This window comes from Stenotrophomonas sp. PAMC25021, from assembly GCF_004795795.1.
Taxonomy (GTDB): Bacteria; Pseudomonadota; Gammaproteobacteria; order Xanthomonadales; family Xanthomonadaceae; genus Stenotrophomonas; species Stenotrophomonas muris.
Genome location: NZ_CP039255.1, coordinates 1,750,460 through 1,765,942 on the forward strand (window position 1 = coordinate 1,750,460; position 15,483 = coordinate 1,765,942).

At 60.5% G+C, this 15,483-nt stretch carries 16 protein-coding genes and 1 pseudogene; 16 read left to right on the forward strand and 1 reads right to left on the reverse strand.

Annotation, left to right across the window (positions count from 1 at the left end; genetic code table 11):
- Window positions 1-32: 32 nt before the first annotated feature.
- The 10 genes and pseudogenes from E5790_RS08270 to E5790_RS08315 all read left to right on the forward strand — a co-directional run.
- Window positions 33-839 (forward strand): M48 family metallopeptidase, encoded by an 807-nt coding sequence (locus E5790_RS08270; RefSeq protein ID WP_136191725.1) that lies wholly within the window; start codon window positions 33-35, stop codon window positions 837-839.
- Between the two features lie 132 nt (window positions 840-971).
- On the forward strand, window positions 972-2,165 hold the full coding sequence (locus tag E5790_RS08275) for a tetratricopeptide repeat protein (RefSeq protein WP_014035419.1): 1,194 nt from the start codon (window positions 972-974) through the stop codon (window positions 2,163-2,165).
- Between the two features lie 254 nt (window positions 2,166-2,419).
- Window positions 2,420-2,977, forward strand: coding sequence for an energy transducer TonB (locus E5790_RS08280; protein WP_172601398.1), 558 nt, complete (start codon window positions 2,420-2,422; stop codon window positions 2,975-2,977).
- Between the two features lie 94 nt (window positions 2,978-3,071).
- Window positions 3,072-3,833 (forward strand): TonB-system energizer ExbB, encoded by a 762-nt coding sequence (gene exbB / locus E5790_RS08285; protein ID WP_005411738.1) that lies wholly within the window; start codon window positions 3,072-3,074, stop codon window positions 3,831-3,833.
- A gap of 61 nt (window positions 3,834-3,894) precedes the next feature.
- On the forward strand, window positions 3,895-4,320 hold the full coding sequence (locus E5790_RS08290) for a biopolymer transporter ExbD (protein ID WP_005421196.1): 426 nt from the start codon (window positions 3,895-3,897) through the stop codon (window positions 4,318-4,320).
- Window positions 4,321-4,323: 3 nt separating this feature from the next.
- On the forward strand, window positions 4,324-4,737 hold the full coding sequence (locus tag E5790_RS08295) for a biopolymer transporter ExbD (RefSeq protein ID WP_005411740.1): 414 nt from the start codon (window positions 4,324-4,326) through the stop codon (window positions 4,735-4,737).
- A gap of 173 nt (window positions 4,738-4,910) precedes the next feature.
- The gene (cls, locus tag E5790_RS08300; RefSeq protein ID WP_111206047.1) at window positions 4,911-6,371 is read left to right on the forward strand and encodes a cardiolipin synthase; all 1,461 of its coding nucleotides are present in this window, start codon (window positions 4,911-4,913) and stop codon (window positions 6,369-6,371) included.
- 40 nt (window positions 6,372-6,411) lie between these two features.
- Window positions 6,412-6,681: a hypothetical protein gene (locus tag E5790_RS08305; protein WP_053494962.1), complete on the forward strand. Its 270-nt coding sequence runs from the start codon at window positions 6,412-6,414 to the stop codon at window positions 6,679-6,681.
- Window positions 6,682-6,690: 9 nt separating this feature from the next.
- Window positions 6,691-7,434, forward strand: a complete 744-nt coding sequence (locus E5790_RS08310; protein ID WP_111206048.1) for a pyridoxine 5'-phosphate synthase — start codon at window positions 6,691-6,693, stop codon at window positions 7,432-7,434.
- A gap of 142 nt (window positions 7,435-7,576) precedes the next feature.
- A pseudogene (locus E5790_RS08315) lies at window positions 7,577-7,813 on the forward strand (radical SAM protein); the annotation flags it as partial.
- Between the two features lie 157 nt (window positions 7,814-7,970).
- Here the strand turns inward: E5790_RS08315 and E5790_RS08320 are convergent.
- Window positions 7,971-8,195 (reverse strand): helix-turn-helix transcriptional regulator, encoded by a 225-nt coding sequence (locus E5790_RS08320; RefSeq protein WP_049452997.1) that lies wholly within the window; start codon window positions 8,193-8,195, stop codon window positions 7,971-7,973.
- An 80-nt stretch (window positions 8,196-8,275) separates the two neighbouring features.
- Between E5790_RS08320 and E5790_RS08325 the strand changes: the two genes are divergently transcribed.
- The 6 genes from E5790_RS08325 (at window position 8,276) to E5790_RS08350 (ending at window position 15,440) form a co-directional block, all read left to right on the forward strand.
- The gene (locus E5790_RS08325) at window positions 8,276-8,611 is read left to right on the forward strand and encodes a hypothetical protein (protein ID WP_049452996.1); all 336 of its coding nucleotides are present in this window, start codon (window positions 8,276-8,278) and stop codon (window positions 8,609-8,611) included.
- A 149-nt stretch (window positions 8,612-8,760) separates the two neighbouring features.
- Window positions 8,761-9,852: a PA0069 family radical SAM protein gene (locus E5790_RS08330; protein WP_049452994.1), complete on the forward strand. Its 1,092-nt coding sequence runs from the start codon at window positions 8,761-8,763 to the stop codon at window positions 9,850-9,852.
- Window positions 9,853-10,265: 413 nt separating this feature from the next.
- Window positions 10,266-10,940, forward strand: coding sequence for a hypothetical protein (locus tag E5790_RS08335; RefSeq protein WP_229653729.1), 675 nt, complete (start codon window positions 10,266-10,268; stop codon window positions 10,938-10,940).
- 118 nt (window positions 10,941-11,058) lie between these two features.
- Window positions 11,059-11,532: an NIF family HAD-type phosphatase gene (locus tag E5790_RS08340; protein WP_049452990.1), complete on the forward strand. Its 474-nt coding sequence runs from the start codon at window positions 11,059-11,061 to the stop codon at window positions 11,530-11,532.
- Window positions 11,533-12,205: 673 nt separating this feature from the next.
- Window positions 12,206-13,507: a tyrosine-type recombinase/integrase gene (locus E5790_RS08345; protein WP_049453416.1), complete on the forward strand. Its 1,302-nt coding sequence runs from the start codon at window positions 12,206-12,208 to the stop codon at window positions 13,505-13,507.
- A gap of 91 nt (window positions 13,508-13,598) precedes the next feature.
- Window positions 13,599-15,440: a hypothetical protein gene (locus E5790_RS08350; RefSeq protein WP_199801528.1), complete on the forward strand. Its 1,842-nt coding sequence runs from the start codon at window positions 13,599-13,601 to the stop codon at window positions 15,438-15,440.
- Window positions 15,441-15,483 lie beyond the last annotated feature (43 nt).

Consider the following 15,483-nt stretch of genomic DNA (forward strand, 5'->3'; position numbering starts at 1 on the left):
CACACTGCGCACATGAACACGGGGGCGGACCCATGAAACAACTGCTGCTGGCTCTAGTCATCACCACCGTGGTCAGTGCCTGTGCGACCACCACCTCGCCAACCGGAAGACGGCAGATGGTGGGCGGCGTATCGCAGGCACAGCTTGACCAGCTCGGCGCGCAGGCGTTTTCCGAGACCAAGCAGAAAGAGAAGATCAGCACCGATGGCCGCCAGAACGGCTACGTGCAGTGCGTGGTCAACGCGTTGGTCGCGCAGTTGCCGCCTCAGTACCGCGGCGTACGGTGGGAGACCGCCGTGTTCGTCGACAAAGAACCGAACGCCTTTGCCCTGCCCGGCGGAAAAGTGGGCGTGAACACCGGCATTTTCACCGTCGCCAAGAACCAGGACCAGTTGGCTGCCGTGATCGGCCATGAGATCGGCCATGTCATCGCGCGTCACCACGAAGAACGCATCACCCGGCAGATGGGCGCGCAGACCGGCCTGGCCGTGCTGGGCGCGCTGGCCGGTGCCGCCTATGGCGATGGCGCCGCCAGCACGGTCAACCAGTTGGGTGGGATGGGCGCGCAGGCGGCCTTCCTGCTGCCGGGTTCGCGCACGCAGGAAAGCGAGGCAGACGTGATTGGCCAGCGGCTGATGGCGCAGGCTGGATTCAACCCGGCCCAGGCCGTGGACCTGTGGCAGAACATGATGGCCGCCAGCGGCGGTCGCAGCCCGCAATGGCTGTCCACCCACCCCGATCCGGCCAACCGGATCCAGGAGCTGCGACGTGATGCACCGGGCCTGACGCCGGTCTACCAGCAGGCGCAGGCGGCCGGGCTGCGGCCAAAGTGCGGATGAGTGCGCAGTTCTATGCTGTATTGCAGCACATAAAACGATTTCTCACGCCATCTGTTTCTGATACGTTTGGCGGCTCAGATTTTTCTGACAGTCCGACTTTGCCGCTATCCGGCGGTTCGATCGAGGTGAACGATGATTTTCCGTAACCACAAAGCTGTGCTTTCCGTCCTCGTCGCGACCGCCCTGACCGGCGCCGTGGTCACCGATGCCTTTGCGCAGTCCTCGCGTTCCTCCGACCGTGGCAGCCGCGGCGGTAGCAGCAAGCAGGCCAAGGCCGAACCGCTGTACCCGAATGCGACCCGCCAGGAGCCGACCGCCAAGGCCTCGGCCAAGATGGGCAGCAAGCTGCAGAAAATGATCGACAGCTACAACAAGGAAAAGTTCCCGGAGACGCGCGAACAGGCTGACGCGATCCTGGCCGACAGCGCTTCCAACGAGTACGACAAGTCGCTGGCCGCGCAGCTGGCCTCGCAGGCCGCCTACCAGACCGACGACGTGCCGGGCGCCATCGCGTATCTGAAGCAGGTGATCCAGTTCAACGGCCTGGACAACAACGGCCACTTCCAGTCGATGCTGATGCTGGGCCAGCTGCAGCTGCAGGAAGACAAGACCGCCGAAGGCCTGGCCACCCTGGACAAGTACTTCGCAGAGAGCAAGTCGACCAAGCCGGAAGAGCTGATCGCCAAGGGCCAGGCGCTGTACCAGCTGGAGCGCTATCAGGAAGCGATCCCGGTGCTGAAGCAGGCCATCGCCGGCGCCGCCGAGCCGAAGGACAACTGGAACCAGCTGCTGATGGCGGCCCTGTCCGAAGCCGGCCAGACCGGTGAGGCCGTGCAGGCCGCAGAAGCGCTGGCGGCCAAGAACCCGACGGACAAGAAGGCCCAGCTGAATCTGGCCAACATGTACATGCAGGCTGACCAGATGCCGAAGGCCGCCGCGGTGATGGACAAGCTGCGCAGCAGCGGCCAGCTCACTGAAGAGCGCGAGTACAAGCAGCTGTACTCGATCTATGCCAACACCGAGAACAAGGAAAAGGACGTCATCGCGGTCATCAACGAAGGGTTGCAGAAGGGCATCCTGAAGCCGGATTACCAGGTCTACCTGGCGCTGGCCCAGTCCTACTACTACTCCGACCAGGTGCCGCAGGCGATCGATGCGTGGCAGAAGGCTGCCCCGCTCTCCAAGGACGGTGAGACCTACCTGAACCTGGCACGCGTCCTGCATGCCGAAGGTCGCGTCCCCGAGGCCAAGCAGGCCGCCCAGCAGGCGCTGGCGAAGGGCGTGAAGAACCAGGCGGATGCCAAAAAAATCATCAACCTGAAGTAAGTAGGAATAACGCCTGAATGCCTGCTCAGTTGATGCGCAGGCGCTCAGGATTGGTATAAGCTTGGAGGTTCCTGCGGTGTCATGCACCGCTGATCAGGGATCCCGCCCCCGGGATTCCGGCCCCACTATTGAGCTCTTGGCGCATGACGGAACAACTAGTCGTTCACCGGTACGAACAACCCGATGACAAGGGGCTGAGCTGGCCTCGCATCGTCGGCATCGCGTTTGTAATTGCCCTGCATCTGGCCGCCTTCATGATGCTCCTCATTCCCGCCGTGGCTCCCAAGGCCGTCGCGGAGAAGGAGCGCAACGTCATGGTGACCATCGTCGACGCGCCGCCGCCGCCCCCACCGCCGCCGCCGCCGCCGCCGCCGCAGGATACTCCGCCACCGCCGGTGAAGAATCTGTCGCCGCCGAAGCCGTCGCCCGTACCGCCGCCGCCGCAGGCGCCGGTCGTGGACGTGCCGGAGCCGCGCCCGAACGATATCGTCACCCCGCCGTCGCCCCCGTCGCCGCCGGCTCCGCCGACCTCGATCGAGGCCAGCGTTGACATCTCGTCGAAGGCCATGAATCCGCCGCGCTATCCGCCGGCCGCCTTCCGCGCGGGTATCCAGGGCGAAGTGATCCTGATCATTGATGTCGATGCCAACGGCAACGTCACCAATGTCACGGTGGAAAAGTCCAGCCGTAACCGCGACCTGGACCGTGCTGCGATGGAAGCAGCTCGCAAGTGGCGCTTCAACGCCGCTGAATCTGGCGGTAAGAAGGCGGCAGGTCGCGTTCGCGTCCCGGTCAACTTTGCGCTGAACTGATGCGTCCGGGTGGCCCTCCGGCCACCCCCGCTCCCGGTTCGATTGTTTAGCTTAGCTACACCCTTTATCACCACACACAACAAAGGTAAGCGTCATGCTGCAGGAAATTTTCATCGCCGCTGCTGCCGGGGGCAATCCGTCCAACGCCCTGTCGCAGATGGGCTTCGAGCACCTGATCCACGAAATGACCACCAAGCCGGGTGATTTCGCGGTTTCCTGGGTCGTGCTGCTGACCCTGATCGCCATGTCGGCCATGTCCTGGTACTGGACCGTCATCAACATCTTCCGTGCCACCCGCCTGAAGAGCGCCGCTGACCGCGTCGTCAGCCTGTTCTGGGACACCCCGAACGCGCAGGACGCCATCCGTGCGATGGAAGAGCAGCCGGCTTCGGAGCCGTTCTCGAAGATCGCCCTGGACGCTGCCCAGGCCGCTGCCCACCACCAGCGCGCTGAAGGCGGTGCTACCGGCGGCGTCGGTGAGAACCTGAGCCGTTCGGAGTTCGTCGACCGCGCTCTGCGCCAGGCCGTCACCCGCGAAAGCAACAAGCTGCAGTCGGGCATGACCCTGCTGGCCACCGTCGGCGCGACCGCTCCGTTCGTCGGTCTGCTGGGTACCGTGTGGGGCATCTACGGCGCGCTGATCAAGATCGGTGCCACCGGCTCCGCTTCGATCGACGCCGTTGCCGGCCCGGTGGGTGAAGCGCTGATCATGACCGCGATCGGTCTGTTCGTCGCAATCCCGGCCGTGTTCGCCTTCAACTTCTTCAGCAAGATCAACAGCGCGACCATCAGCAAGTTCGATACCTTCGCGCACGACCTGCACGACTTCTTCGCCACCGGTTCGCGCGTCCGCTAATTGCGGCGCGCGTCACCCAGCGACGAAGTAAGTAGTCACCAAGATCTAGACGGAGCCCGTTATGGCTTTCAGTAGTGGTAACAGCGGCGGCCCCATGGCCGACATCAACGTTACGCCCCTCGTGGACGTGATGCTGGTGCTGCTGATCATCTTCATCATCACGGCGCCCCTGATGTCCCACAAGGTCAAGGTGGATCTGCCGGAAGCCAACCTGATCCAGAAGCCGGAAGATGCTGAAAAGCGTCCGAACCCGATCACGCTGGCAGTCAAGGAAGACGGCTCGATCTACTGGAACGACGAAGAAATCAACAAGCAGACTCTCGAGTCCCGCTTGGCGACCGCCGCACAGCAGACCCCGCAGCCGCCGCTGAACCTGCGTGGTGACCGCACCACCAAGATGCGCGTCATCAACGACCTGACCAAGGTCGCGCAGGAACAGGGCATGCTGGACGTCGGCTTCGTTGCGACCAAAGAAAAGGGGCAATAAGCCATGGCATTCAGTAGTGGTGGTGGCAAGGGCCCCATGGCAGACATCAACGTCACGCCCCTCGTGGACGTGATGCTGGTTCTGCTGATCATCTTCATCGTGACCGCGCCGATCATGACGTACCCGATCGCCGTGGACCTGCCGCAGCGCGTGCTCAACCCACCGCCGCAGCTGGTCGAACCGCCGCCGCCGATCGAACTGAAGATCGACGCCAGCAACCAGGTCTCGTGGAACAACAGCCCGATCAATACCAGCGAGCTGCAGCAGCGGATGGAGCAGGAGGTCCAGCGTGACCCGACCAACCAGCCGGAACTGCGCATCGACGCCAGCCCGGATTCCGAGTACGACGTGATGGCCAAGGTTCTGGCCGCCGCGAAGAATGCTCAGATGAAGAAGATCGGATTTGTGCAGCAGTAAACGCTACACCGCAATACAACAGTCATGACGCGACTGCAGACGCCCCTGGAAACAGGGGCGTTTTTTTGTGTTCTCGTCGTGGCGCACGGGTTGGGCTTAGATCCCTTTTCCTGAGGAAAGGGATCTGAGCCCATCCGACCCCATCCGGCAGCAGGCGCCGCTATGATCGGCGGATGCTCGCCCTCTTCGACTCCCTGCGCCATTGGCTCGACGGCATCGCCCACCTCGGCACGATCCTGGCGGTGGCCTACCTGCTCTACCTGTTCGCGCTGGCGGGCTGGATCATGCTGCAGAAGCGCGAGCCGGTGGCCACGCTGAGCTGGATCCTTTCGCTGGCACTGCTGCCCTACCTCGGGCTCTTCATCTACTACCTGCTGGGGCCGCAGAAGGTGAAGCGGCAACGGCTGCGTCGTGGCCGTGCACGCTCGGGCATGGAGCACTACAGCGATGTCTGCCCGCCCGATTCGGACTGCACCGAGCTGGCCAAGGTTGCCCAGGCCACCACCGGACTGGCGCCCAGCAGTGCCACCGAGGTGACCTGGCTGGTCGACGGCGCAGCCACCTATGCCGCGCTGCTCGACGCGATCGCGCAGGCGCGCGACCACGTGCACCTGGAGTACTACATCTTCAACCCCGACCATGCCGGCACCGCACTGCGCGATGCCCTGGTCGAACGTGCGCAGGCCGGTGTGCAGGTGCGCCTGCTGCTGGATGCGGTGGGCTCTTCCGCCCTGCCCCGGCGCTTCCTGCAGCCACTGCTGGACGCCGGCGGCGAAGCGATCTGGTTCCATCCGCGACAGCTGCTGAAGCCGTTCAAGCGCCCGTGGCTGAACCTGCGCACCCACCGCAAGCTGGTGATCGTCGACGGTCGCCTCGCCTTCACCGGCGGCATCAACATCACTGACGAGGAAGACGAGAGCCGCAGGCCCGACGCTTACCGCGACCTGCACATGCGTATCCGCGGCCACGTGGTGCGCAGCCTGCAGCTGGTGTTCGCCGAGGACTGGCTCTATGCCAGTGGCCAGGACCACTCGCGTTTCGACATCGCCCGCCTGTGGCCGGCCGACATGCCGCTGCGTGCGGATGGATCGATCAGCGCCCAGGTGCTGGTGTCCGGGCCCGACTCGGGCTGGGAGACCATCCACCGCCTGCACGTGGCGGCGATCCAGGAAGCACACGAGCGCGTGTGGCTGGTGACGCCCTACTTCGTGCCCGGTGAAGCAGCGAGGATGGCGCTGACCTCGGCCGCGCTGGGCGGCCTGGACGTGCGCCTGCTGGTGCCGAAGATGAGCGACTCCTGGTTCGTCACCCAGGCCGCACGGTCCTACTTCGACGAACTGCTGCACGCGGGCGTGAAGATCTACGAGTACGGCCCGCGCATGCTGCATACCAAGGCGTTCATCGCCGACGACGATGTCTGCATCGTCGGCAGCGCCAACTTCGACCACCGCAGCTTCCGGCTGAACTTCGAACTGTCGATGATGATCAGCGACCGTGACCGCGTCGCTGCGCTGGCCGAACTGCTGCAGGGCGAATTCGACCGTTCCATGCGGGTGCACGACCAGGCCGGCCGCTCGCTGTGGCTGCACCGCCTGCCCGAGGCCTTCGCCCGGCTGGCCTCGCCGCTGCTCTGACGCAGCGCTACACTGCGGCGATCATCCGGGGAGCCCGACTATGTACTGGTTGTACCTGCTGCTGGCGCTGGGCTGCTTTGCCTTCGCGCTGAAGACCCCGAGCGCGGGGTTGATGACCCTGTGCCTGCTGGCGGCGCTCGGCTTCCTGCTGGCCTGGGTGCGCGGCCGCTACGTGGCCCGCTTCGGTGACCTGCAGCGCGACCCGGCCACGCTGATCGACGCCGAGGAGCTGCGCCGCCTGCGCGAACAGGCCCAGGTCCGCCGCACTGACGACCACAACGACCACGACCCGTCCCCTCTTTCCAAGTAGTCCCGTTCCATGACCCAGCTCAGCGTCAACGTCAACAAGATCGCCGTCCTGCGCAATTCGCGCGGCGGCGCCGAACCGGACGTGGTGCGCGCCGCCCAGGCCTGCCTGGATGCCGGCGCGCATGGCATCACCGTGCATCCGCGGCCGGACCGCCGGCATATCACCGCCGAGGACGTGCTGGCCCTGTCCACGCTGACCCGCTCGCGTGGCGTTGAATTCAACATCGAAGGCAATCCGTTCGCGCCGCCGCGCGAGGGCTACCCGGGGCTGCTGCCGCTGTGCGAACAGACCCGTCCGGCGCAGGCCACCCTGGTCCCCGATGATGATGGCCAGATCACCTCCGACCACGGTTTCGACTTCGAACGCGATGCCGAGCGCCTGCGTCCGCTGGTGGCTGCGCTGAAGGCCATGGGGTGTCGGGTCAGCCTGTTTGTTGACGCGGGCAACCCATTGCTGGAGCAGGCAGCTGAGGTGGGGGCGGACCGCATCGAGCTGTATACCGGGCCCTATGCAGAGGCGCATGCGGCGGGCGATGCCGATGCGATGCTGGCGCTGTTCGCCACTGCTGCCCGACGAGCGCAGGCCGTCGGCCTGGGTGTCAATGCTGGCCACGACCTGTCGCAGGACAACCTGCGCGACTTCCTGGCCCACGTGCCGGAGGTGCTGGAGGTGTCGATCGGTCACGCGCTGATCGGCGAGGCACTGTATGACGGGCTGGATGCCACCGTGCGCGGGTACCTGGCGCTGCTTTGATGCATTGCAGCCGAGCGTAGGCTCGGCTCCACAAGGTCTCTGCATCAACTGTAGAGCCGAGTCCATGCTCGGCTCAGCCTCGCCCTGAACCCTTCAGGCGGCCGTCGCAGCCATTGAGACGGCCACGACGTACCCTGCCGCAATGGGTATTGCGATCAAGGGCCGAGGTTCCACGTCCCACCTTGCCGGGCGCTTTGAAAGCACCGTCAGCGAGGCGGTGGACGACGGCTGGGCGGTCGACGAAAGCGAAGAGTTCCTCGCCCCGCGCCTGCGCACCGAAGTACGCGCCGAAACCGCGCGCAGCATCATCACCCGCAACAACTCGCCCGACGTCGGCTTCAGTCAATCGGTGAATCCCTACCGCGGTTGCGAGCACGGTATCAATACCCCCTGATTGTTCACTAGATAAATACCTAGAGATCAACAACTTAGGGGAGAATCGGTAAACACATTGCTCTGGCCACAAGCCCCGCGCAGTGCCGGCCAACACGCCCATCCTGGAGGTATTGGCCAACCTTCGTGGTCTGCAAAGAGAGTTAGAGCCCTGCGGCGCGTAGCAGGGCCGACATCGACGTACCCATGCCTTTAGCCACTCGCTCCAAGGTAGCGAGAGTGAGGTTCTTTTCGCCACGTTCGATCTTGCTGTAGTAGGCGCGGTGCATCTCGATGTGGTCAGCAAAGGCTTCTTGGCTGACGCCCAGATCAATACGATGCGCTCGGATCACATCTGCAAGTTTCGCTTGGTTCGTATGCTCGACCATACGAAGCAGCTTGTGGTTCTAGTACTTTAAAGACTACGCCTCTAAAGGTAGTCTACTTATAAGTACTAATCGCCTCTCCCATGAACTTTTACCTCGTATGTCCGGAACTGGAGTTCACTCTTGAGCTTCCCTTTTCTCCCATGGGCAGGGAGCAAGTCGCAATGCAGGTGCGTCGAATGCAAGAAGAGGAAGGGCAAGCAAGAGGCTTTGAGTGCCGCCTGGCAGAAGAGCTCTCAAAGCTCATTCCCCAACTAACGGATTGGGACATCAAGCCGCCTACGGGTGCGCAGATGGCATACGCGACTTCGCTTTGCGCACAGTTGGGCATTCCACTGCCTGCAGCAACGCGTCGATCGCGGGCATTGATGCAGATCTTTTTGGCGGAAGCCAAAGCGCTCCATGGCCAACGCAGCTGACAAAGGCCTTGCCAGCCGAAGCTGTGGATAAGCTTGGGCAAAACCTCTTCGCCAGATGACCGTATGGCCTACAGCTACCTGAATTTCACGGTGTTGCGGCGCCTGTGGTTAGCAATAATACTAACAGCCAACCACCCCAAGTTGTTGTCATGGAACAGGATGCTCGAAAGGCCCAAGTTCCCCTCAAAGGTAGAGGGGCCGCATCGCGTGTCCCAAGCCGTTTCGATACCACTGCAACAGTGGGAGTCGACGATGGCTGGGAATCGGTCTACCAGGAGATGGAAAACGCGCCACGGCTGAGAACTCAGGTGCAGGAAGAGCGAGCGCGCACAGTGATCAGCCACAACTCATCCCCTGACGTTGGGTTTAGCGCGTCGGTAAACCCGTACCGCGGCTGCGAGCATGGGTGCGTTTACTGTTTTGCTCGCCCTTCTCACTCCTATTTGAGCCTCTCACCAGGCTTAGACTTCGAGACGCGCCTGTTTGCAAAGACAAATGCCCCGGAGCGGCTCAGAGCAGAAATTAGCAAGTCGAGCTACAAGTGCGCCCCGATTGCCCTGGGGATAAACACAGACGGCTATCAGCCGGTTGAAAGGAATTACCAGATTACACGCCAATGCCTTGAGGTGCTTGCCGACGCAAAGCATCCGGTGAGCTTTGTCACCAAGAGCGCCTTGATCACCAGGGACACCGAACTGCTGGCGTCGATGGCCAAGGATCGGTTGGTTACGGTCTACTTCTCGGTCACCACGCTCGACAGGAAGCTATCTGCAAAACTGGAACCACGAGCTGCTGCTCCCCACGCAAGGCTGCGAGCAATGCATCAGCTGCATGAGGCAGGAGTACCGGTAGGGGTTTTGATCGCACCGGTCATTCCCATGATCACCGACCATGACCTAGAAGCCATCCTAGAGGCTGCTCACGAACACGGCGCTCGGGCAGCAGGCTACGTGCTTCTCAGGCTACCTAACGAGATTAAGGACATTTGGAGAGAATGGCTCGAGCTGCACTTCCCGGACCGCGCTGCGCATGTGCTTAGCTTGATGCGACAGATGCATGGTGGAAAGGAATATGACGCCAGCTTTGGCACAAGGATGTCCGGAACTGGCCCTGTAGCGGACTTGATCCGGAAGCGCTTTGAAAAGAAGCATCGTGAGCTCGGTTTCACTAGGCTGCCAGCGCTGGCCACTCATCTTTTTCAACCTCCCCAAGAAAAGTCGCCACAGGGGCAACTTTTCTAGCCGAAGGGAAAACGTGGCTAGCATCAGTACAAAGCTATGGATGCAGTCCGAGCGGCGCCTACAGGGATAGGGCGTCCTGGGTTTCTGAGTACTGATACCATCTCCCCGAAAAGGAAATAGCATCTCCTCCTCAGCGAGCTTAGACGGCTCTCCAAACATATTTGGTTATCCCGCTTCCTCATGAAAAGGACCAGCGTATGCCCAAGCAAGTGAGAGGTTTATCAGTCTACCGAAGCACGATTGAGCGGCTGCCACAGTTTCGTCTTCTTAGCGGTCCAATCACAGAACACCAAGCGGCGATGCTGGGATTCGACAGCCTTCCACTCGCAGGCGCTTCCATTGTGCCAAGCGCCGAAGGACCCGCGACGTTATTCAATGCCCGAGGCAAAGAGGTCATCCGAAAGGACCTTCCGATGGTCACCAAGTCTCGATCAATCAATACCTCGTGGAAGGACTGGCACGGACGCACTCACCACGGTACCCAGACAAGATCCTATGAGACCTATCCCAGGGAATACGTTGCACCACCTGGTGAATTCCTCACTGCTGTAGATACAGACAGTGGTATCGCAATGGCTACTAGGATCATTGACCGGACGGAGCCAGAAGAGAGTATTGCAAACCTCCTCAACATCTACCTGGAATGCTTCCAACACTTCGAAATCGTTGACCCGGACCTTGCGGTGCCGGTGAGGGTCGAGAAGATCAACTGGCGCATTCTCCCGCCGGGGAAGTTCCCGTTCGATAGAGCAATGCAGGTATTGGATAGCTATCTGAAGCAGTTGACCGACAGCGACCGCGCAGTCGCTAAGCAGCGCATCCGGACCATCACTCGTCACGAGCCCGACTTCATGGCAGTCGGACTAGGCGGTTTCAGTGAGTACATCGTCTTTGGGTTCACGCGAAGGAATCGGTACGTGTTCGAGAGTCCCGAGTCAGGCAATGCCACTTACATCTTCAGGAACGAGTGGGAGGCGGTGTCTCAGCTCACCAAACGCCAGATCCTTCAAGAGCAGCTGCAGGAGACCAGGATCATCCACACCTCGCGTTGGGCCGTAGAGGTCTCAGAAGAAATCCAACGGAAGTGAAGTGGTTGGGCAAAGTTTCAGAAGGGCGTAGCCCGAACCGGTACCATGTGACCCACGCCATGGATAGGTACCTACCGATGCGTTTACTCAGGCTTAGAAGCTTAGATAGGAACTCCCAATGAAGCCAACCATCCTGGCACTGGACCTCGAAGGTACGCTCATCTCCAACGCAATCAGTCAGATTCCTCGCCCTGGGCTTCACCGGTTCCTAGAGGATGTCCGATCGCAGTTCGAGGAACTTGTACTGTTCACTACGGTTCCCGAGGCACTTGCAAGAAGAATTGCCGGACTCTTGGCTAGGGAAGGCAGTGTTCCGGCATGGTTTGTCGAACTTCGATACATCCATTGGTCTGGAAGGACAAAGGATCTTTCCTATGTCTCCCCCCGCGTGGGTGAAGCCCTTCTCTTGGATGACCATGGCCCATATGTGCATGATGGGCAGGAGAGACTGTGGGTCGAGATCCCGATGTTCGGCTCTCCGTACTCGCCAGACGATGACGGGTTGCAGAACGCAGCTGAACGCCTGACCGATCGCATCATGGAACTGCAGAGTGCATCCAACCAGGGCCACATGATCGCCGGTCATGGCTGAGCAGCGCGTTGTCTCGATGGCTCATTGAAAGAGCGCGCATGCAGCGGCCGTCCTCTCTCACATTCGGCACAGTTAGGGATCATCACGCGGGTAGCACTCGAGAAATTCTCTGATAGCGTCGCCCCGGAGAACCCGGAGAACCCGGAGAACCCGGAGAACCCGGAGAACCCGGAGAACCCGGAGAACCCGGAGACGGCCACCCAAAGGTCGCCAGCAATCAGAAGTGGTGCAGTGCCGTTGCGGCAACCCTACTTTTTCCGGCAGCAATTGAATTGGTAGCTCCAGGCGCACCCACCGCCCAGCCAACACGCTTCCCTAAAGGACGCGCAGTAGCAACCGCGGCGTCTCCCAATTGGTGATGTCAACTCACTGCCAGCCTTGGGTAGCCATTGACCGCGCGCTATCGATTGCCGCGCCAGGCGGACACGCACGTTGGTACTGAAGGGGCAAATCTAGCCTGGGCAACGAGCGAACCCACCTCTCTATTGCGCACTTCACCCGTACCAGCGAGCGGGCCTTCCTTCACACCGAACGTACCAGTAGGGTCACGATCACGCGTAAATCAATGAATCAATGGAAGTAAAAAGAAGGCATGATTCTCATTTCAGTTGTTAAAGTACCGTAAGGCTCACGGCAAAAAAAACTTCTCGTATACCTGATAGCTTTCGGCGCCATGGCCTATGACGTCGAAATATGCACCGCACGTGCGATCGCTCCGGAAGCGACAGAAATCGCGGGTACGCGAGGCGTACCCTTACCCGAGGGATTCTGCTTTTTGGTCAGCAGGGCTGATGGAACGATCGTTCAGCCCGCATTTGAATTCTTAGCAGATGCCCATCTAACGATCGGTCCAAAGCCAAAGCTTGCCTGCAGCAAGAACACGACAGCAGCTATCGCGGCGGACCTCACCGACTTCCATCACTTTCTTGACGCAAGAAAAAAGCTCGTTTCCGACGTAGATGAGGATCTCCTCAGATCCTATGCGGACACCTTGACTGACCTAGACTCAGCGGTGACCCTGGACAAGCTCGCCGCCGCGACTATTCATCGAAGATGGTCGACCCTGACCAAGCTGATCGCATTCTGCGTAAAGCGGGGATACCTGAGAAAGGCACCAGCGCTGCTGAGCAAGCAGACGAAGCGAGGAACTGTTCAAGTTCTCGACGTTGGCGTCGATCTTCCCGGGCTGAACGACGCTGACGAACTCATCACTGCGCTCCATCCCGAGACCGTCGTCGGTATTCTTGACGAACTAGGTCCCAACCCTTTGCTCGAACGGAACGGTCTCGTTGAACTAGCATTCGCTACCACCGCACAGCGACTGATGGCTGAGCTTTGCTATCAAGCAGGACTGAGGCGGGCGGAAGTATGCGATCTGAAAGCGCAGACCGTCCTTGAGACTCATACGAGAGGGCGCGATCCTTTCAGTGCAGTGGCTATCCCCGTCGTCGGGAAAGGTAACAAGAAGCGCAACGTTCCCGTTCCAGTTTGGCTACTCGAGGCGCTGAAGCGTTATGCAAAAGGTGTTCGGCAGCGCCTCATTGACCTCCGACTGGGGTACCACAAGCTCGAGGATCACGGCGTCCTCTTCGTCCTCAACGCAAACAACCGCAAGCATGCGGGCAATCCGATAACCCCGCAGATCTTCGACCGGCATTTCGCCCAGGCCAAGGACAGGCTGCTCAAACGGCTTTCCAAAGAGCTTGACCTGGCTCGCTACGAATCCACGCAGCGCGAGCGGATAACCATTCACGCCCTTCGACACACCTTCGCCTTGTACACGTACATGGAGAAGCGCGCAAACGGTGACATGGATGCGATCAAGTATGTCCAGTCAGTACTGGGACACAGTCTCAGGGATACGACCGAGTCCATCTACCTGCGAAGCGCGAACGCATTCGAGAGCGAAACCAGGGAATCGATCAGGCTGCACCTTGAAGGTCAACCCTTTATGCGAATCGGCGTCGAGGCCTGACGAGCTGGAGCGCGCACGGCTCCGCGGCCAAGGCATACGCACTAATCCTCGCATGTGACCGACTCACCTATCAAATCAGATTGAACACGGATTGGAGCGTTACGTGGCAGGAAGAAGGTCCGCCCAACTGCGGCACGCCGTAGTAGTTGAGGAAAAGGTAGGCAACACAAAGAAATGGGATGTCCGCGAGAGCGCGGGTCGCCTAGAAGTCGCGTTCAGGCGCGCCGGAGACCTGCGCGACAACATCGTCAATCTCAGCCGTTGGAAGGGCATAGGTGCAGCGGCACCGCTCTTCGCCGAGGCGTTCTGTCGAGCTAACAAGAACAGCAGGGAGACGACTAGATCCTCTTCAGCTAACAACATCGTGAGTGGCCTGGTGCAGTACCTAACCGTAAAAGGGGTAAAGATAAGCGGCCCAGACGACACTCCGATGGATCTCGGCGAATCATTTCTAACGTATCTGAAAGGTGGGGATACCACGCACCCGACAGTTCTCTCGGTGCAGACCCAGCGCCACTATTACGGGACCTTCAAGAAGGTCGTTCTTGCACTGCACGAGATGGATCCACGGTGGAAGGTGATCCGTATTCCGCCAAAGCCGTTCGCAGGACTGCCACGGAAGAGCAAGCCCAAAGAGCTGGACCGTGCGGCTTGGGCCAACGTCATGAAGGCGGCTGTCGAGGAATGCATATCGACAATGGACGAAGTGTGGCCGCTTCTAGATAGGGTTCACAGTGCCCTCGCTCAGAAGAAAAAGGGCGACGCTGTATCGCTAAGCGACCCGGCAGAGGCAATTGCTCAAATCTTGGCAAACTTTGACGGTCATCTTCCTCGCCAAGCCGCGGTTCACAAGCTCCCAGGCGTAGGAAAGATCAGCGAAAGCGAGTACTTCCGTCTGAGGAGACTAGCGCACCCCATCGGCGGCGATCTGATCCCATTCTTTCTCGTACTAGCCATGCACTCGGGCTTCAACGAGCAGCCACTTAGAACACTCACCCTAGATGGCATATCGGAGCACTACCCGCTTGGACAAAAGCGAACGGTGATCAAGTCCTCTAAGCGCAGGGCAGGAACTTCCGCTCAGGGCGCGACACAGCGAGCAGCCTTCCCCGCTAGCGATCACCCGCTAGCGCCGGAAAGATTGATCAGTTTCGTGATTGCTTGGACCAAACGAATTAGAGACTACGCTGCTGGTGAGCTTGCCAATGACTTCTTCCTCCACGCCGTTTCCGAAGGCGGGCGGCACAAGCGCCGAGGAATGCACATCGATTCCTACTCAGCCAGAACCGACGACGTGACCACGCGGGTGACCGGTTACATCACATTGTTCTGCAAACGAAGGGGGCTTAAGTACTCTGGCTCCCAAGCAAACAGGCTTGCGTTCTCCGAAGCGGTTGATGGGCTGACCGACGGCGACGCCTTCGAGCTCCGAGCAATGCTAGGCCATCGGCTATTGTCAACTGGCCAAGACAGTTACCAGACAACCACGATGCAGCGTCGGCAGAAGGAACAGCTGGCAGGAGCCCTGACGGCACAGGAGCGTTGGGTGACTTCAAACGGAAAGATTGACACGCGATCCGCGCGGAGTGACCGCGATCAAACGGCAGCAACGCAGGGCTTCTGCTGTGCAGATCCATTCCAAAGTCCTCAACCCGGGCAGCGCCATGGGAAGCTCTGCACCGCCTATGGTGCTTGCCCTGCGTGCCCACTCGCTGCGGCTGACCCAAACGAGGCCTATGCCCTCGCCCGCTTTCTTCAACTGCAGGAGCTATACGAAGAAGCCAGGGCAGACCTTGGCAGCGAGATCTGGAGGCGAAAGTTCGAGAACGCCTACCTTGCTCTCCGCGATTCATGGATTCCGGCAGTGAGCACAGCTGCGAATCAACAATCAGCGGCGATGATCATGCTGACGACCCTGCCCGGACTTGAATAGCTAGGGCGCTAACGCCACTAGCGCGTCCACTCTAGAGAGAAAG